15 protein-coding genes and 1 pseudogene are annotated in these 18,345 nt (G+C 73.9%); 6 read left to right on the plus strand and 10 right to left on the minus strand.

All coding sequences use genetic code 11. The features are described 5' to 3' along the window. Positions 1–11: 11 nt before the first annotated feature. Entirely contained in the window at positions 12–515 is a 504-nt protein-coding gene (locus tag SGA01_RS00295) for an FBP domain-containing protein (protein ID WP_141292279.1), read from the minus strand. A gap of 123 nt (positions 516–638) precedes the next feature. Continuing rightward, complete coding sequence (gene yczR, locus SGA01_RS00300; RefSeq protein ID WP_141292280.1) at positions 639–2,105, minus strand: MocR-like transcription factor YczR; 1,467 nt, start codon at positions 2,103–2,105, stop codon at positions 639–641. A gap of 101 nt (positions 2,106–2,206) precedes the next feature. On the opposite strand from yczR, the gene SGA01_RS41650 reads away from it, so the two are divergent. Next, on the plus strand, positions 2,207–2,338 hold the full coding sequence (locus tag SGA01_RS41650) for a hypothetical protein (protein ID WP_255325124.1): 132 nt from the start codon (positions 2,207–2,209) through the stop codon (positions 2,336–2,338). Then, the gene (locus SGA01_RS00305) at positions 2,335–2,970 is read left to right on the plus strand and encodes a universal stress protein (protein WP_167533961.1); all 636 of its coding nucleotides are present in this window, start codon (positions 2,335–2,337) and stop codon (positions 2,968–2,970) included. Before SGA01_RS41650 ends, SGA01_RS00305 begins: the two co-directional genes overlap by 4 nt. Positions 2,971–3,120: 150 nt before the next feature. Here the strand turns inward: SGA01_RS00305 and SGA01_RS40810 are convergent. Then, positions 3,121–4,494: pseudogene (locus SGA01_RS40810) on the minus strand (DUF6777 domain-containing protein); the annotation flags it as partial. A gap of 131 nt (positions 4,495–4,625) precedes the next feature. Here SGA01_RS40810 and SGA01_RS00315 point away from each other — a divergent pair. Next, the gene (locus SGA01_RS00315) at positions 4,626–5,960 is read left to right on the plus strand and encodes a streptophobe family protein (protein WP_371865950.1); all 1,335 of its coding nucleotides are present in this window, start codon (positions 4,626–4,628) and stop codon (positions 5,958–5,960) included. Positions 5,961–5,990: 30 nt separating this feature from the next. Here the strand turns inward: SGA01_RS00315 and SGA01_RS00320 are convergent, their stop codons facing one another. The 3 genes from SGA01_RS00320 to SGA01_RS00330 are packed head-to-tail and all read right to left on the minus strand — an operon-like array spanning position 5,991 to position 10,372. Next, positions 5,991–7,010: a serine/threonine-protein kinase gene (locus SGA01_RS00320; protein WP_141292283.1), complete on the minus strand. Its 1,020-nt coding sequence runs from the start codon at positions 7,008–7,010 to the stop codon at positions 5,991–5,993. Then, a complete protein-coding gene (locus SGA01_RS00325; RefSeq protein WP_141292284.1) occupies positions 7,010–7,714 on the minus strand; it encodes a hypothetical protein in 705 nt (234 codons plus the stop codon). Before SGA01_RS00325 ends, SGA01_RS00320 begins: the two co-directional genes overlap by 1 nt. 12 nt (positions 7,715–7,726) lie before the next feature. Beyond that, entirely contained in the window at positions 7,727–10,372 is a 2,646-nt protein-coding gene (locus SGA01_RS00330) for an FHA domain-containing protein (protein ID WP_141292285.1), read from the minus strand. 102 nt (positions 10,373–10,474) lie between these two features. Here SGA01_RS00330 and SGA01_RS00335 point away from each other — a divergent pair, with 102 nt between their 5' ends. Continuing rightward, the gene (locus SGA01_RS00335; RefSeq protein ID WP_141292286.1) at positions 10,475–11,131 is read left to right on the plus strand and encodes a TetR/AcrR family transcriptional regulator; all 657 of its coding nucleotides are present in this window, start codon (positions 10,475–10,477) and stop codon (positions 11,129–11,131) included. On the opposite strand, the gene SGA01_RS00340 is transcribed toward SGA01_RS00335, so the two are convergent. Further along, entirely contained in the window at positions 11,095–11,901 is an 807-nt protein-coding gene (locus SGA01_RS00340; protein ID WP_141292287.1) for a class II aldolase/adducin family protein, read from the minus strand. The genes SGA01_RS00335 and SGA01_RS00340 overlap by 37 nt on opposite strands. Before the next feature lie 85 nt (positions 11,902–11,986). Beyond that, positions 11,987–12,802, minus strand: a complete 816-nt coding sequence (locus SGA01_RS00345) for a DUF3626 domain-containing protein (protein ID WP_141292288.1) — start codon at positions 12,800–12,802, stop codon at positions 11,987–11,989. A gap of 110 nt (positions 12,803–12,912) precedes the next feature. Between SGA01_RS00345 and SGA01_RS00350 the strand changes: the two genes are divergently transcribed. Continuing rightward, complete coding sequence (locus SGA01_RS00350; protein WP_141292289.1) at positions 12,913–13,572, plus strand: ThuA domain-containing protein; 660 nt, start codon at positions 12,913–12,915, stop codon at positions 13,570–13,572. A 118-nt stretch (positions 13,573–13,690) separates the two neighbouring features. Further along, positions 13,691–15,088 (plus strand): NADP-dependent succinic semialdehyde dehydrogenase, encoded by a 1,398-nt coding sequence (locus SGA01_RS00355; protein ID WP_141292290.1) that lies wholly within the window; start codon positions 13,691–13,693, stop codon positions 15,086–15,088. 66 nt (positions 15,089–15,154) lie between these two features. On the opposite strand, the gene SGA01_RS00360 is transcribed toward SGA01_RS00355, so the two are convergent. Both SGA01_RS00360 and SGA01_RS00365 read right to left on the minus strand, forming a co-directional pair. After that, positions 15,155–16,183, minus strand: coding sequence for a PHP domain-containing protein (locus SGA01_RS00360; protein WP_141292291.1), 1,029 nt, complete (start codon positions 16,181–16,183; stop codon positions 15,155–15,157). A gap of 10 nt (positions 16,184–16,193) precedes the next feature. Next, entirely contained in the window at positions 16,194–18,278 is a 2,085-nt protein-coding gene (locus SGA01_RS00365; RefSeq protein WP_141292292.1) for a SpoIIE family protein phosphatase, read from the minus strand. Positions 18,279–18,345 lie beyond the last annotated feature (67 nt).

Raw genomic sequence — 18,345 nt, forward strand, 5'->3', positions numbered from 1 at the left:
CCGGGTGACGGTCAGTCGGCCGTCACCCGGTCGACGAACGCGTCCAGGTTGCCCGTCAGGCGGGCCACCTGCTCGTCGACCGTGAGGGACTCCTCGTGGCGTCCGGCGCGCAGCTTCGGCAGCCGCCTGCCCCGGACGTAGAGGGAGCAGGCGAGGTCGGCGCAGAGATAGATGCCGACCGTGTTCCCCTCCCGGCCGCGGCTCCCGGCGAGCGGTGCCACGAGGAGCGCGACACCGGAGGAGGCGTGCCCGGTCAGGCAGACCTGGCACATGCTGGACTTCACGGCACTGGTCCGACCGGCGGCCGGGACCCGGAGGGTCACCCCGAGCGGTCCGTCCTCACGAGGCAGGACCAGGTGCGCGCGCAGCGGCGCGCCCGGGTCGACCCAGCCGAGGAAGTCCAGGTCCTCCCAGGGGAGTTCGGCGAAGTCGAGCGGCAGCTTGAGGCGCGCTGCCTCGCCCTTGGTGCAGTTCACGAAGGACGAGCGGATCTGTTTGTCGGTCAATGGTTCCACTCGGTGGACCGTACATGGACCGGCGGGGGGCGGGCATCCGAATATGGCCCGCCCCGGCCTGTCGCTCCGGGTCTGTCGCTCCGGGTCTGTCGACCCAAGGGTTGTCGCCCCCGGCCCGCCGTCTCAGGCCACCCAGTCCGGCAGGGCCGGGTCGACGTACCGCCCCGGAGCCCCGTCAAGGGCAGCCGCGAGCCGCTCGGCCGCCGGCTCGTACACGTCCTCCGGCAGCGTGTAGGGGATGCGCAGCCGGTGCTCGTGCGTGCCCGGGTCCACCCCGAACCGCGCGCCGCCCTCCACCCGCACGCCGTGCCGCAGGGCGTGGGCCGAGACGGCGGAGGCGACCGGGCGGCCCAGGTCGATCCACAGGCACATCCCGCCGGGCGGCACCGTCCAGCGCCACTCGGGCACGTGCCGGGCCAGCGCCGTCGTCAGCGCGTCCCGCCGGCGCCGCAGCTCCTCGACGCGCCGCGGCACGATCGTGTCGAGCCGCTCCATCAGCGCGACCGCGACCAGCTGGTCCAGGACGGACCCCGACAGGTCGGCGGTGATGCGGACCCGGGCCAGTTCGGTCACGACCCGGGACGCGGCCCGGACCCAGCCGACCCGCAGCCCGCCCCAGCAGCTCTTGCTGAGCGAGCCGACGGAGACGATCTGCTCGCCGTCGCCCCCACCGGCCGCCGCGGCGAAGGGCGGCGGCGCGGTCACGTCCAGCGCGATGTCGGCGAGCGTCTCGTCCGCGACGAGCCACGTCCCCGTGGCGCGCGCGGACCGCGCCAGCTCCCGGCGCTGCTCCTGCGGCATGAGATGCCCGGTCGGATTGTGGAAGTCGGGGATCAGATAGGCCAGACGGGGCGCGGTCTGCCGCAGCGCGGCATCGACGAGGCCGGTGTCCCAGCCGGTCTCCGTCACCGGCACGGGGGTGATGCGGAGCATACGGCCGCGCATCGCGTCGAGGGCGTTCGTGTACGAGGGGTTCTCGGCGAGCACCCGGTCACCGGCCCGGCCGAGCAGCGTCAGGACCAGCGACAGCGCCTGCTGCGCGCCCGTCGTGACGAGGATCTGCTCGGGCCGTGTCGGCAGGCCGCGGGCCGTGTACCGCTCCGCGATCGCGGAGCGCAGCACGGGCAGCCCGTACGGGTGGTAGCCCTGCGAGCCGGCGTAGCGGGGGAGCTCGGCGGCGGCCGATGCCAGCGCCTCGGCGAGCTCTTCCGGGGCCTGCGGCGCGGCCAGGGCGAGGTCGATGGTGGCCCCGGCGTCGTCCTGGAAGGCGCCGAGCGGGGTCGGTGCCTGGCCGTCCGGCAGCGCGGTCCAGGTGCCGGCGCCGCGGCGGCTGTGCGCGTAACCGCTCTCCCGCAGCAGGTCGTACGCCCCGGTCACCGTCGTCCGGCTCACCGCGAGCACCGTCGCGAGCTCGCGCTCGGCCGGCAGTCGCAGGCGCAGCGCCACCCGCCCGTCGAGCAGCGCCTCGCGGACCGCCCGCGCGAGCTCCCGGTAGCCGAACCGGCCCTCGGGCGGCGGGGTGAGGAGGGACGCGAGCTGGCGGCCCGTCAGGGTCCGGTCCGCTGTGTGGACCACGCGGGCCACTGCCATGCCAATCACTCCTTATTGGCTCTGCTGTCCAGGCCAATAAGACTACAGACTCCTGTCCAGTGGCCTGGTGGGCCATCACCCCACGGGAAAGGAGACGACCGATGTCCGGACACTTCACCGACCGCGACGAGCGGATGTGGCAACAGCGCGCCGAGGAGCGCGCGACCCGGCCCCTGGCGATCGGAGCCTGGCTCCGTGGCCTGCGCGCGGCGATACGCGGCGGCTCGTCGTGAGCGACGCGTCGCACCCGGACGCCGTCGACCGGGCAGCCGTCGACCCGGCCGCTGCCGAGGCCCTGGCCGAGGGGACCGTGCGGCGGGTCGTCGTCGGCGTGAGCGGATCGCTCGCCTCGCTCGCGGCCCTGCGGTACGCGACCGCCCTCGCCCGCCGCGAGTCCGTGCCGCTCCTCGCGGTGCTGGCCTGGGAGCCGCCGGAGGGAGAGGGGCTGTACGCCCGCAGGCCCGACCGGGAGTGGGCGCGCCTGTGGGGGGAGGACGCCCGGGACCGGTTGCGGAGTGCCTTCGCCGACGCCCTCGGGGCGGCTCCCGCGGACCTAGGCCCTGTGGAGCGGCGGATCGTCAGGGACGCCCCGGCGGCGGCCCTCCGCGCGGCGGCCGACCGTCCCGGTGACCTCCTGGTCGTCGGGGCCGCGAGGCGCCGGGGCGTCCTCGCACGGCTGCGCCGGCGCCGGGTCCTGCGCGCGGTCCAGGACCACGCGGACTGCCCGGTGCTGACCGTGCCGGGGCCGGTGCTGCGCCCGGGCGAGGCCCGCGTCCTGCGCAGGAACGCGCGCGTCCCTCCCGTGCTCGCCGGTACGCCGACCCGCCCGTCACGTATCGCGACGGGCGGGTCGGCGGGCGCGTGACGCCCGGATCGGGCGGCGTCAGACGAAGACCGCCGTCTCCGGACCGGGTGTCGGTACGGAGGGCGAGTCCGAGGCCGGCGCCGGAACGGAAGGCGAATCCGGCTGCGACTGGGACTGCGACTGCGGCTGGCCCTGGGACTGGCTCTGCGGGGACACCGGAGAGGCGGGGGAGACCGCCGACTGGCTCGTCGCCGCCGAGGTGTCGTCCGTGACGGGCGCGGACTCGACGCTCGGGGGCTGCTCCGACGGGGGTAGGTCGGTCGACGGCGACTCCTCGGTCGGGCCCGTGTCCGTCGGGCTCGTCGTGTCGGACGGCTCGGACGTCGACGGAGCGGGCGAGAGCGACGAGGGGCACGGCGGCGGGGTGACACCGTCGACCGGCTCCGGCGTCTCGTCACCCGTCACCGTCACACAGGCCAGCGGCGAGGACGGGGTGACCGGCGGGGAGGAGGTCGAGGTGGACGGCGATGTGGGCGGGGACGTCGAGTGCGAAGGCGGCGGAGGCGGCGGCGGGGTGGGCTTGTCCTGCTTGCCGGTGTCGCCGTGCTTCCGCGCGAACCACTGGTCGTCATCGGAGTCGTAGACGACGAAGACGTTCACGACCGTCACAGAGGGGGCCACGATGACGACCTGGGAGGGGTTGTACCCCTGCCACGGTGTGCCCGTCGTCCGCGGTGCCTTCTGCGCGACCGGTTCGGTCAGCGGATTGCCGCACGCGCAGCGCACGCGCGGAACGCCCCGGTTGTCGACCAGGACCGCGGTCCCGCTCTGGAGCGTCGCCTGGTACGTGGTGACGGCGCCGTTCTTGTAGCCGTGGTTCGTCACACGGGTGTCGGCGCGCAGCTGAAGCGGGGTCAGGGAGCGGAGATAGGAGGGAACCTCGTTCTTCTCGATCCCGAGGACCGAGGCGAAGGCCGCGTTCTTCGCGGGTTCGGCGGAGAGGTAGCGCACCTGCTGCTCGACGTCGCAGCTCGCGACCGACTGCGTCCCGCCGTAGAGGCCGGGCGTGGAGCCCGAGTACTTCGGCGTGCCGGTCTCGGCCGAGGCGGTACGGGGTGGCAGCGAGGCCGGCGAGGCGGAAGCGCCGCTGGGGCGGGACGTCGACTGGGTGAACGGGTCGGGGCCGGACGAGCCGGCGTTCTGGGCGAAGACCTCGCCTCCGCCGGAGGCGCTCGTGTCGCCGCCGTCGTCGGACTGGTTGGTCAGGACGACGGCGAGGGCCACGCCCGCCACGATGACGGCGGTGATCGACGCGACCTTCGGGACGGAGCGCCACCACGGGCCGCCGCCCTTGCCGCCGTCATCGCCGGGCGTACCGCCTCCGGGCGCACCGCCTCCGGGTGAACCTCCGCCGGACGAGCCGCCGCCGTAGGCGCCGCCCGAGGGCGGTCCGGGAGGCGGTGGGGTTCCGGCGCCCCCCGAGCTGCTGCCCGGCCCCGCGAGAGGACCGGAGGGCGGGCCCGACGGGGGGACCGACGGAGGGCCGGACGGAGGGTCTGGCGGCGGGTAGGAATTCACTATCATCCCTTTCTTCCGTTTCCGGCCTATTGTGTGCGCGAAGCGCCGCCCACCCGCAAGCGGAGGGAGGCCCACCCCGAGCGGTGGGAAACCCCGTCCACAAGCGGGCGGCCGACACCGGTACTAGCGTGGACAGCGTGAGCAGTCGGCTCTCCACCTCAACGAGCCCCGCGACCTCGACCGGGCTCTTCGTACGCGTCGGTGTCCAGGTCCTGGCGGCGGTGTTCGCCGGGTACGTGGCCATGGGCGTCTTCGCAGGTCTCGGCCTCTGGGCCGCGGGCGCGGCCGATCTGCCGGGCGGCTTCACCGCCGTCCTCGCCGCGGTCGTCGTCATGGCGGTGGGCGGCAAGGTCGAGCTCTCCGGCGACGCCGGATCCCTGGCGGGAGCCCAGGCCGAACTGACCGCGATGCCCCTCACCGTCACCTTGGTGGGCGCACTCGTCACCGGCTACTGCTTCCTGCGTCCCCTGCGCCACCACGCGGTCGCGGACGCCCGCGAACTCCTGCTCCGCGCCTTCGGCACCGTCGTCCTCTGGCTGGCCGCCCTCGCGGGCCTCTCCGCCCTCGCGCGGCACGACTTCCCGCTCACGATCGGCGGAGACACCTCGGGGACCGGCGACGACCCGCTCGGGGAAGTCTTCGGGGAACTCATGGACGCCGCCGATCCCACCGTCGGCTTCCGCACGGACGTCGGCCCCACCCTCTTCTACGGGCTCCTGTGGATCCTCGGCGTGCTCGCCGTCGCCCTCCTGGTCTCCCGCAGGACCCCGCTGCCGCCCCGCCTCGTCCGCTACCACGAGCCCGTCCGGCCCGCTGCCCACGCGATGCTCATGCTGCTCCTCGCGTACGTGGCCGTGGGCCTGGTCATCGGGATCGTCGTCGCGGTGACCAAGGGCCACGCCGTGGAGACCCTCGCCGTCCTCCTGCTCGGCCTGCCCAACGTGTCCTGGCTCGCGCTCGGCGTGGGCATCGGCGGCTCCTGGGAGGGCAGGGTCGAGGGCCCCTTCGGCCTCCCCATGCCGCAGATCCTCGACGCCGTCCTCCGCGAGGACGGCGACAGCACGCAACTGTCCACCGTCGACCTCTCCTCGCTCGCCGCGGAGGACGGGAGGGCCTGGTGGCTGCTGCCCATCGCCGCCGTCCTCGTGCTCGCCGCGGCCTTCGCGGCGGCGGTTCGCTCCCCGGCCAGGACACGGCTCTGGCAGCACTCCCTGCACCTGGGCGTCGCCTTCGCCCTGACGATGCTGGTCGTCGCCCCCCTCACCCTGGTCGAGGCCCGGTTCGGTCTCTCGATCCTCGGCATCGGCGAACTCGAAGCGCTGGGCGGCGAGGTCGTGCTGCGCCCGGACGTCTGGAAGATCGTCGGCTTCGCCCTCCTCTGGGGCCTGGTCTTCGGCCTTCTCGGAGGCCTCCTCGCCTCACGGGTCCACCGCAAGGGTGAGGTCGAAGCCGAGCCGACCGACAAGAAGTAGCCCGAAGAAGCCAAGTAGCCCGAAGCCGAATCAGAGTTCCCGGAAGACCGGCCGCGCCCAGGCCGGCGGCGCCGGCGGCGGTCCCGGTGGGCGGGTGCCCGTCGTCAGCACCTCGCCACCCGTGCCCGTTCCCGTACCCGGCTCCGCCAGCGCCGACCGCAGCGCCGCGACGAACTCCAGACACGTCCCGTACCGCTCCTCGGGGCTCTTCGACAGCGCCCTGGCGAAGACCGCGTCCGCCGCCTCCGGCAGGCCCGGGCGCACCTCGGAGAGCGGCGGCGGCGGATCGTACTGCTGTGCCCACAGCACCGCCCAGTCCGTCTCGCGGTGGAAGGGCGGCGCGCCGACCAGCGTCTCGAACACCACGCACGCGAGGCTGTAGACGTCGCAGCGGCCGTCGACCGGCTTGCCGGAGATCTGCTCCGGTGCCACGTAGTCCAGGGTGCCGACGAACTCGCCCACCGTCGTGAACCCGGTCAGCGACAGCGACTTCTTCGTCAGCCCGAAGTCCGTGAGGTAGACGTGCTCGGGGTGGTCGCGGTCGGTGCCCTCGGCGACCAGGATGTTGCCGGGCTTCACGTCCCGGTGCACCAGGTCGTGCGCGTGCGCCGCGTCCAGGGCGGAGGCCACCTGGGCGGCGATCCGCCCCGCCGTCGCGGGCGGCAGCGGCCCCTCGCGGCTGAGCAGCGCCACCAGGTCCTGCCCGGCCACGTACCGCATCGCGATGTACAGGATCCCCTCCGTCTCACCGGCGTCGAAGACCGGCACGATGTGGGGGTGGTCGATGGAGGCGGCGACCCGCGACTCGTGTGCGAAGCGTTTGCGGAAGGTGTCGTTGCGGGCCAGCTCGGGCGCGAGGAGCTTCAGGGCCACCGTCCGGTCCAGGCGCAGGTCCCGCGCCCGGTACACGACGGCCATGCCGCCGCGTCCGATCTCGCTCTCCAGGAGGTAGCCCGCGATCTCCTTGCCGATGAGCCCCGAGGGGCGGCCCGCCGGAAGGCTCGCCGGTCGGTCCGCCGGAAGGTCCGGGTCCCGCTCGCCGCCGGCCATCAGTCCTCACCCGCCGACCCGGGCGGCCGCTCCACGAACTGCGTCGGTGGCGGCCCGGCCGCCACCACCGGGTCGACCTGGGGCACCACCTGCGTCGGCTCGTGCGCCGGGGGCCCCGCCGCCCGGTCGCCGGCGGGCCCGGCGGAGTCCGGGACCTCGCCCGACCGGGGCGCGGCCGAGTCGGGGGCCGGTGCGGCGGCGGACGGCGCCGCGGACGCCACGTACGTACTGAGTCCGAGCCCGTCGCAGAACACCCAGCGCTCGTGCTCCGCGTCGTACAGCCACACCGACTCGCCGTCGACGACCATCCCCACCCGCAGGCCACGGGTCCGCAGCCGGAAGGCCTCGCCGTCCAGACGGCCCGCGCCCAGCGCCTCGGCCGCCCGCCGGTACCGGCCCAGCGAGTCCTCGGCGCGGGCGAGCAGCGGGCGCGGATCGGCCGTCCTCGTGAGCGGCCGGCCCGCCGCCGGAGGATCGTCCGGCACCGTGACGAGCAGCCGCGCGTCGACCCACGCCGACCAGCCGTTCGAGCACAGCACCCGCCCCCAGTCCCCGGCCCGCTCCTCGAGCCGCACCGGCAGGAACGCGTCGAGCGACACCGTCGGCAGCCCCGGATCCGGGGCCTCCCAGGCGGGGAGACCGGCGCGGGGCACGACATGGGTGGGCCGGAAGTCCGGCACACCTTCGGGTACGGGGAAGCTCACGTTTCTCTCTCCCTACCTGCGCATCACGACGGGCTCATGGCGGCGGAGCAACCGCGCCACGACGACGCCGAGGGCGAGACAGATGACGACCAGCATGCCCATGTCGAACAGCCAGGCCTCCACGGTGTGGTGCATCAGTGGATCGTCCGTCTTGTCGCTCGGCGCGACCGTCCCGATGTCGATCGTCGCGCCCATCGCCGCGAACGCCCAGCGCGAGGGCACCAGCCAGGCCAGCTGCTCCAGGCCGGGCGTACCGCGCACCGTGAGGAGCGCGCCGCAGAACACCACCTGCACGATGGCGAGGAGGACGAGCAGCGGCATCGTCACCTCCTCCTTGCGGACCACGGCCGACACGAGGAGGCCGAGCATCATCGCGGTGAAGGAGAGGAGTGCGACGGCGAGTGTGATCTCGACGAGCGGCGGCAGCAGGACGCCCTTGCCGCCGGGCACGTTCAGCGGGACGCCGACCAGGGCCACCAGAGTCAGGACCACCGCCTGGACGACCGTGATCAGGCCGAGGACCACCACCTTCGAGGCGAGGTACGCCGAGCGGGACAGGCCGACGGCTCTCTCGCGCCGGTAGATCGAGCGCTCCTTGACCAGCTCGCGCACGGCGTTCGCCGCGCCTGTGAGGACCCCGCCCACACAGAGGATGAGCAGGACGTTCAGAGTCGACTCCGGGTTGAACCGGCCCTCGGACAGGGCACGGGCCATCGCGCCCATCACGAACGGCAGCGCGATCATGATCACGAGGAAGGTGCGGTCGGCGGCGAGCGCGGTGGCGTACCGCCGGACCAGGGTCCGCAGCTGGGAGCCCCAGCTCTGCGCCTTCGGCGGCGCACCGAGCTCCGGGACGCCCCGCCCGGCCTGCCCGGCCGGGACTCCGCCCGCCCCGGCCGCGCCGGCTTCACCGGCGGGCAGGAACGGTCGGGCCGTCGCGTCCGCGACGTACCGGCGGTGGAAGCGGGAGGCCCGGTACTGCCCGGCCCAGTCGCGGTCCCGGTCGTTCTCGAAGGCCTCGAAGGCCTCCGGCCACTGCGTGTAGCCGAAGAAGTCGAGGGTGTCGGCGGGCGGCCCGTAGTACGCCACCCGGCCGCCGGGGGCGAGAACGAGGAGCCGGTCGCAGACGTCCAGGCTGAGCACGCTGTGCGTCACGACGACGACCGTGCGCCCGTCGTCGGCGAGTCCGCGCAGCATGTGCATCACGGACCGGTCCATCCCCGGGTCGAGGCCGGACGTCGGCTCGTCGAGGAAGAGCAGCGAGGGCTTGGTGAGCAGTTCGAGGGCGACGCTCACCCGCTTGCGCTGGCCGCCGGAGAGGCTGTGGATCGGCTGCTCCGCCCGCTCCGTGAGACCGAGCTCCCGGATCACCTCGTCGACCCGGGCCCGCCGCTCGGCGGGCGCGGTGTCCTCGGGGAAGCGCAGCTCGGCGGCGTAGCCGAGGGCCCGGCGGACGGTGAGCTGGAGGTGCAGGATGTCGTCCTGCGGGACGAGCCCGATGCGCTGGCGCAGCTCGGCGTAGTCCCGGTACAGGTCACGGCCGTCGTAGAGCACCGCGCCCCGGTCGGCGGGCCGCTGGCCGGTCAGCGCGTTCAGGAGCGTCGACTTCCCGGCGCCGGACGGTCCGACGACCGCGAGCAGGCTCTTCTCGCCCACGGGGAAGGACACCTCGTCGAGGAGGGTCTTGCGGCCGTGGTCGACGGTGACGGCCAGCTCCTGGACGTCGAGGGAGATCTCGCCGTCGTCGGTGAACTCGACGAGCTGCCCGCCGATCAGGCAGAACGCGCAGTGACCGATGCCGACGATGTCGTCCGCCGTCACGCGCGCGTCGTCGACGCGGCGGCCGTTGAGGAAGGTGCCGTTGTGACTGCCGAGGTCGTGGATCCAGTACGTGCCGTCGGGCCGGGCGCGCAGTTCGGCGTGCCGGCGGGAGACGACGAGGTCGGCGACGACGACGTCGTTGTCGGGTGCCCGGCCGATCCGGATGCTGTGGGCAGGCAGCGGCCGCACGGACGTCGGTGCCCGGAAGGTGCCGGTGGCGGCGGGGTACGAGACGGAGGGCGGGCGGAGCGCCGCGGCGGCGGGGGACTCCGGGACGGGCCGTGCGGGGACGGCCGCCGGTGCGGGGGCGGACGCTCGGGGTGCGGAGGGCACGGGGGGCGGGGGCGTGGGCGCCGGCGGTTCGTGGATCGAGGGTGCGGGGGCGGGCGGCTCGGCGACAGGGGGCTCCAGGACCGGCTGCGTCAGGGCAGGCGGCTCGGGGAGTGGCAAGGGCGGGACCGGAGGTTCCGGCCGCGGAGGCTCGGGCGGCGGAGGTGCCGACGGGCGGGCCCGGGGGGCGGTCGAGAGCACGGCGCGCGGGCCGTCCTCCGGATGCCCGAACCGTACGACCGTCCCGGGGCCGACCTCACGTGCCCCGGCCACCCGCAGCCCGTTCGTGAAGGTGCCGTTCGTACTGCCCTCGTCCGTCAGCTCCCAGTGGCCGCCGACGGCGCGGAGCAGAGCCTGGTGCCAGGACGCCCGGGCGTCCGAGAGCACGATGTCGCTGGTGGGGTCGCGCCCGATGCGATAGACGCGGCTCGGGTTCATGAGGGTCGCGTCCCCGTCGATCTCGAGGACCAGGGCGGGCGCGACGGGCGCGACGGGTCGCTCTCCCATGCGTGAATCCTAACCGTCGGCGCTGATCCCTGCCCGGGATGAGGGCGCCGGTAGGGTGGGCGCTTCCGCCGCCGGACGCGGCCCGACGAAGGAGACCCACCCGTGCCGAAAGGTGTCACCAGGCGACGGCCCCGCACGCGCGCGGCGCTACTGAAAGCAGCCCTGGAGGCCTTCGCCGAGCACGGTTTCCACGCGACGACGATCGAGCAGGTCTGTGAGCGCGCGGGCTACACCCGGGGCGCGTACTACTCGAACTTCGCCAGCAAGGAAGAGCTCTTCCTCGCACTCTTCGACGAGCACAGCGACCGGACCGTACGACGGCTCGCCGACGCGATCGACGCGCTGACCGCCGAGGAGTACACGCTGCAGCGGCTGGCCGAGCTCGCCGCCCGGATCGAGCCGGACGAGCGGGACTGGTACCTGGTCACCACGGAGTTCACGCTGCACGCCATCCGCGACCGGCAGGCCGCCTGGGTGCTCGCGCGCCACGACGAGCGGCTGCGCGCCGAGATCGCCCGCGGCCTCACCCTCGTCCTGCGCCGGGCGGGGCGTGAACTGACCGTGGACGCGGACCGGTTCGCCCGGCTGATCGTCGCCCTGCGCGAGGGCGGACTCGCGCAGAGCTACGTCGAACCGGCGGCCCTGCCGCCCGGCAGCCTGGAGCGCGAGTTCCTCGCGCCGCTCCTGGAGGTGTCGACCCGGGAACTCCCCGCCCCCGGAGATCACCCGAACAGGTCCGGGTCCGACGCGGTGATCTGATCCCACAGGGGGCGCGCCTGGAACCAGCCCGCGAGGTGGCCGCCCACCTGGCCACGGGTGAGAAGCGCCGTCTCCCGGTCGATCAGCTGCGGAGTGCCCGCAGCCATCGCGAGGAGCTGCGCCTGACAGGACCGCTCCATGGTCACGAACCACCACACGGCCTCGGCGACGGAGTGGCCGACCGTGAGGAGTCCGTGGTTCTTGAGGATGACGGCCTTGTGCTCGCCCAGGGCCTTCGCGACCCGCTCGCCCTCCTCGGTCTCGTTCACCACGCCCCGGTAGTCGTCGTAGATCCCGTGGTCCTCGAAGAAGGCGCACGCGTCCTGGGTGATCGGGTCCAGCGGGATGCCCAGGCTGGAGAACGCCTTGCCGTGCAGGGAGTGCGAGTGCGCGGCGGCGACGGCGTCGGGCCGGGCGGCGTGGACGCGCGAGTGGATGACGAACGCGGCCCGGTTCACGGGCCTGCGCCCTTCGAGGACGGTCCCCTCGTGGTCGACCAGGATCAGGTCGGAGGCCTTGATCTGGCTGAAGCTCATCCCGAAGGGGTTGACCCAGAAGGCGTTCGGGTCGCCGGGGTCGCGGACGGTGATGTGCCCGGCGACCCCCTCGGAGAACCCGAACCGGCCGAAGATCCGGAAGCCGGCGGCGAGCTGTTCCTTCCGGTGGCGGCGCTCCTCCTCGACGGTGTCGAAGGTGGGCGGCAGGGGCAGGACGACCCCGTCGGGCAGCGGCCCGACGGCGGCGGCGAGCGCGGGCGGCACGGTGCTCATGACGGCTCCTCGGTGAGGGGGTGGGGCACGGCGCGCCAAAAGATACAGAGATGTATCCGATACGACAACGGATCGGCGGACCCGCTCAGGCGGTCGGCGCCCCGAAGCGGGCCAGGTAGTGCCACACCTTCTTCACGTCCTGGGGGTCGTGGTCCCCGGAACCGGCCGCCTCCTGCACGATCCGCGGGTCCAGGACCCCGTCGACGGCGAGCCGGGCGCCCAGCTCGACGTACTCCTGCCCCCGGAACCCGGGATGGCGTCGCAGCTCCTCGACGGACAGCCGGAACCCGCCGTGCCACTCGACGGCGCACGGCAGGAGCCCGGCCGCCGCCTCGACCTCCGTACCCCGGTGGCTCGGGTCCAGGACCAGTGCCTCCACATCGCGTCCGATCACGACGGGCCCGTGGATCTGCGCCTCGACGTAGTCGTCGAGCGGATCCCTCCCGTCGGCCTCGGCGAGGGCGACCAGCCGCATCCGGGAGGCGACGCCGAAGTCCGTGGGCTCCAGGAAGCTGTCCGGATAGCAGAAGGTCGACCGTTCCACGGCCGACGCCGTCAGCCGCAGATGGGCGGAGCCGAAGCGGGGAGCGGCGCCGAAGGGGCGGTTGCGGAAGTCCAGAGCCCCGTACACCGGCCGCGTGTGCGCGGGGGCCGCGTCGTACGCCCCGCCGAAGATCCGGCTCTCCCAGCGCCACCGGTCGCCGCCGGGCCGGGCGGTCAGGCCGCCGTTGCTCGTGCCGGTGGTGAACTGGGAGCGGTAGACCCCGTCGTCGGCGAGCCGGTCGAGGAAGTGCGGGTGGAAGTTGAGCGTGACCCGCAGGGCCGGGTCGAGCGGATCGCCCGTGGAGCGGCCGGCGACATGGGCGAGCGCTCGACGTGCGTGATCGTGGAGGGGCGACATCGCGGCAGTCTGCACGAGCGACGGGGCTTGCGGCGAGCGGATTGAGCTGGCTACGGTCGGGGTGGAGAGCGCAGAAAGCGCTTTCTGTTCGAGCGCAGGGAGTCCACCGCGTGGCCACCGTCGACGTGCTGATCTACACCCGCACCGCCGGGTACCGCCACGACTCGATTCCCGCCGGCGCCGCCGCCCTCGCCGGGATCGCCCACGAGCAGCGGTGGGAGACCGAGGTCACCGAGGACCCGGAGGCCTTCACCCCCGAGCGGCTCGCCCGATGCACCGCCGTCGTGCTGCTCTCCACCACCGGCACCGTCCTGACGCCCGAGGGTCGCACCGCCTTCGAGACGTACCTCCGGGGCGGCGGCGCGCTCCTCGTCGTCCACGCCGCGGCCAACGCCGAGCCGGACTGGCCCTTCTACGGAGAACTCCTCGGCACCCGCTTCGACGGTCATCCGGAGATCCAGCCCGGCACCGTGCTCGTCGAGGACCCGGACCATCCGGCGACGGCGCCGCTCCCGGGCCGCTGGGCCTGGACCGACGAGTGGTACAACTTCACGGCCAACCCGCGCGGGGCGGGTGTACGGGTCCTGGCGCGGGCCGACGAGACCTCGTACAGCGGCGGCACGCTCGGCGACGACCATCCCCTGGTGTGGTGCCGGGAGGTCGACCGGGGGCGCGTCTTCTTCACCGCGCTCGGGCACTCCTCGGAGGCGTACGACGATCCGGCCTTCCGCGCGCACCTCTCCGGCGCGCTGGCGTGGCTCACCGGATGAGGGTGCGGGGACCCGCCCGCGACCCGTGAGATGCCACCCCACCGCCTCGCCCCGGTTGCGCCGCCGCGCCCGGCGCGGGAGGTTGCCGGTGGGGGCCGATGGCAGGAGGAGAGACGTCATGGGCATCGCCACGGTGAACCCCGCGACGGGCGAGACGCTGCGCACCTACGAGGCCCACGGGCCCGAGGAGGTCGAACGGCGCATCGCCGCCGCGCACGAGGCGTTCCGCCAGTACCGCACCACGCCCTTCGCCGAGCGCGCCCGTCTGATGCGGGCCGCCGCCACCCTCCTCGACGAGGACGGCGACGACATCGCCCGGACCATGACGGTCGAGATGGGCAAGCCGATCGCCGCCTCGCGCGCGGAGGCCGCCAAGTGCGCCAAGGCCATGCGCTGGTACGCCCACAACGCCGAACGGCTGCTCGCCGACGAGCATCCGGCCGAGAGCGACGTCCAGGACTCCGGCGCGGACCTGGCCCGCGTCCACTACCGGCCCCTCGGGCCCGTGCTCGCCGTCATGCCGTGGAACTTCCCGCTCTGGCAGGTGATCCGCTTCGCCGCGCCCGCCCTCATGGCGGGCAACACCGGCCTCCTCAAGCACGCCTCCAACGTGCCGAGGACCGCCCTCTACCTCGGCGACCTGTTCCGCCGCGCCGGATATCCGGACGGCTGCTTCCAGACGCTCCTCATCGGCTCCCGCGACGTCGAGGCCGTCCTCCGGGACCCCCGGGTCGTCGCCGCCACCCTCACCGGCAGCGAGAACGCGGGCCGGGCCGTCGCCGCCGTCGCGGGCGACGAGGTCAAGAAGACCGTCCTGGAGCTGGGCGGCAGCGACCCGTACATCGTCATGCCCTCCGCCGACATCGTGCGGGCGGTGAAGACCGCCGTCACCGCGCGCGTGCAGAACAACGGGCAGTCCTGCATCGCCGCCAAGCGGTTCATCGTCCACCACGACGTCTACGACGACTTCGCCGAACGCTTCACCGCCGCCATGAACGCCCTCACCGTCGGCGACCCCCTCGACGAGTCCACCGACGTCGGCCCCCTCGCCACCGAGCAGGGCCGCGCCGACCTGGAGGAGCTCGTCGACGACGCCGTCCGCCGGGGCGCGACCGTCCTGTGCGGCGGCGGCCGCCCGGAGGGCGAGGGGCTGCGGCGCGGCTGGTACTACCGGCCGACCGTCCTCACGGGGATCACGCCCGCGATGCGGATCCACCAGGAGGAGACGTTCGGTCCCGTCGCCACCGTCTACCCCGTGCGGGACATCGAGGAGGCCGTGACCGTCGCCAACGACTCGCCCTTCGGCCTCAGTTCGAACGTCTGGACCCGCAAGGAGGAGGACATCGCCTTCTTCGTCCGCGACCTGGAGGCCGGTGGCGTGTTCGTCAACGGCATGACGGCCTCCCACCCGGCGCTCCCCTTCGGCGGGATCAAGCGCTCCGGCTACGGCCGCGAACTGTCCGGCCACGGCATCCGCGAGTTCTGCAACGCGACCACGGTCTGGCAGCGCGCCTGAGCGGTTCGGACGTGCACCGGATCGGAAGGCCGGCAGTGCGGCTGAACCGACCGCCGGCGCGCGGGGTCACGCCCGCGTCCACTCCAGAAGCCGTTCCGCCGGCCACGTGTTGATCACCCGGTCCTCCGGTACGCCGCACTCCTCGGCCCGTGCGCAGCCGAGGATCTGCCACTCCAGCTGACCCGGCGCGTGGGCGTCCGTGTCGATGGCGACGTACGCCCCCGCGTCGACGGCGAGGCGCAGCAGCTCGCGCGGGGGATCGAGACGCTCCGGGCGGCTGTTGACCTCCACCGCCGTCCCCGCCTCGGCGCAGGCCGCGAAGACCCGCTCCGCGTCGAACTCCGAGGCGGGCCGCAGCCGGCCGCCCGCCACGAGCCGTCCCGTGCAATGGCCGAGGACGTCCACGAAGGGGTCGCGGACGGCCCGCTCCAGACGGCGGGTCATCGCCCGCGCGTCCATCCGCAGCTTCGAGTGCACCGAGGCGACCACCACGTCGAGCCGTTCGAGCAGCTCAGGCTCCTGGTCGAGCGAGCCGTCGTCGAGGATGTCGCACTCGATGCCGGTGAGCAGCCGGAAGGGCGCCCACTCCTCGTTCAGCCGTGCCACCACGTCCAGTTGCTCCCGCAGCCGCTCCGGCGAAAGGCCCCGTGCGACCGTGAGCCTCGGCGAGTGATCCGTCAGCACCGCCCACTCGTGCCCCAGGCCCGCCGCCGTCCGGCCCATGGACTCGATCGTCGCGCCGCCGTCGGACCAGTCGGAGTGCAGGTGGCAGTCGCCGCGCAGCGCCTCCCGCAGAGCCGCACCGGCGCCGTCGACCGAAGCCGGGGAAAGCAGGCTCTCCTCCAGCTCCGCTTCGAGCCGCGCCAGGTACTCCGGCACCCGACCCTCCAGCGCCTCGCGCACCACCGCCGCCGTCTTGGGCCCGAGCCCCTTCACCGACTCCAGGGTGCCCGCCGTCGCGCGCGCTGCCGCCTCGCCCGCCGGCAGGGCGTCGACCGCGGCTCCCGCCGTACGGAACGCCCGGGCCCGATAGCCGGGCGCCTGGGCACGCTCCAGCAGGAACGCGATCCGGTTCAGCGCGGCCACGGGATCCACGGCGTCCTCCTCACCCACCGCCCGGGCCGGCGCCCGCGGCGAGCGGAGCCGGCTCGATCTCGCACCACACCGCCTTGCCCTCGCCGCGCGGCTCGACCCCCCACCGGGAGGCGAGCGCGTCGAGCAGGAGCAGTCCCCGCCCCGACGTGGCGGCCTCGCCAGGGGTACGCCGCCGGGGCCAGGCGCTCGACCGGTCCTGCACCGAGAGCCGTACCCGCCGCACCGGCTCCGGCAGCACCTCCAGGGTGAGGACCGCGCCGCCCTCGGTGTGCAGCAGGACGTTGACGAGCAGCTCGCCCGTCAACAGCTCGGCGTCGTCGGCCAGTTCCGGCAGACCCCAGTCGCGCAGCGCCTCACCCACGGCCGCCCGCGCGTCCGAGAGCCCCTGCGGGTCGGCCTGGTGGATGTACTGGTGGATCCGCGGCGCCCGGGGCGTACCGGGGTCGGGGCTGCGCCGCAGGACGAGGAGCGCGACGTCGTCGCCGGAACCCCACCGCTCCCACAGCCGCTCCGAGAGGTGGTCGGCGAGCGCCTCCGCCTGCGGCGGACCGCTGCCGATGGCCTCGGAGAGCGCTGCCAGGCCCGTTTCGATGTCGCTGTCCGGCTGTTCCACGAGCCCGTCCGTGCAGAGCACGAGCGTCTCCCCGGGCACCAGGTCGAGCCGCGTCTCCGGGAACTCCTCGTCGCCGAAGACGGTCGCGAGCCCCAGTGGCAGCCCGCCGCGCAGGTTGGGCTGTCCGACGCGGCCGTCGGTGTGCCGGATCAGCGGACCGAGGTGCCCGGCCCGTACGGCGCGCAGGGTGCCGCTCGCCAGGTCGACCTGCGCGTAGGTGCAGGTCGCGAAGCGGTTGGTGTCCAGTTCCGCGAGGAAGCGCGAGGCCCGGGCGAGGACCGTCGACGGGGCGTGGCCCTCACCCGCGTACGCCCGCAGCGCGATCCGCAACTGCCCCATGATGGCGGCGGCGTGTGTGTCGTGGCCCTGCACGTCGCCGACGACGATGCCGACCCGGCCGCGGGGCAGCGAGATCACGTCGTACCAGTCGCCGCCGACCTGCCGTCCGCTCCACGCCGCGTGGTAGCGCACGGCGATCTCGCCGCCGGTGATCTCCGGGATCCGGCGCGGCAGCATCGTCGCCTGGAGCCCCGTCGCGAGTTCCCGCTCCTCGTCGAAGAGGATCGCCCGCTGGAGCGACTGCGCGACGATCGCCGCGAGACCGAGCGCGAGGTTCCGCTCGTCGGGGTTGAAGGCCGAACGGCCCCGGTAGAACAGCGCCATGCCGCCCAGCGAACGGGCCTGCGCCACCAGGGGCAGGTAGCAGGCGGACCGGAACTGGAGCCGCGACAGGTACGGCGCCAGCTCGGGGAAGTCCCGCCCGAGCGACTGGAACGAGGAGACGAACCGCGGCCGGCCGCTGAGCACCGCCTCGGCCAGTGGAAGCCCCCGGTCGAGCCGCCGGGTGCGGAAGTCGTTCAGGGCGTCGAGGGACTCGCCGCTGAGCGCGATCACGTTGAGCGAACCGTTCTCGACGAGCCCGAGCGCGAGACCCTCGGCGCCGAGCCGGGCGAGCCCGCCCGGACCGGTCAGGGCGGCGGTCACGTCGTCCACCGTCACCGCGCGCGACAGCGCGTTCGTCGTCCGCTCGACGATGCTCGTCTGCACCTCGCGCCGCTTCTCCAGCTCCAGCACGAAAGCGGTGTGCGAGACCTCGGCGGTCGTGTCCCGCACGACTCCGACGATCCGCTGGGCCCGGCCGTCCGGCTTGCGCAGGATCCGTGCCTGCACGTGCGTCCAATGGGGTGCGCCCTCGGCCTGCGGGATCGGGAAGTGCGCGTTGTACGACACCGAGCCGCCCTTCACCGCCTCCCGGACGATGCCCTCGAGCCGGGTCCGCTCCTCGGGCGCCAGGCGCCCGACCAGCGTCGCCGGGCGTCCGTCGTAGGTGTCCTGGGACAGCCCGAAGACCAGCAGCCCGGACTCGTCGACATCGATCGTGCCCGTGTCGAGATCCCAGTCGAAGCTGCCGGTCCGGTTCATGGCGAGCCGCTCGGCGGGCCCGATCTCGCCACTGCGCGTACGCCGGTCGTCATCGGTCATCCCCCCCATTGTCGAACCCGTACCCCGTGGACGCCATGGCGGTGACACGGCGTGGCGCAAGTTCGCC

The sequence above is a fragment of the Streptomyces gardneri genome (assembly GCF_006539185.1).
Classification (GTDB): domain Bacteria; phylum Actinomycetota; class Actinomycetes; order Streptomycetales; family Streptomycetaceae; genus Streptomyces; species Streptomyces gardneri.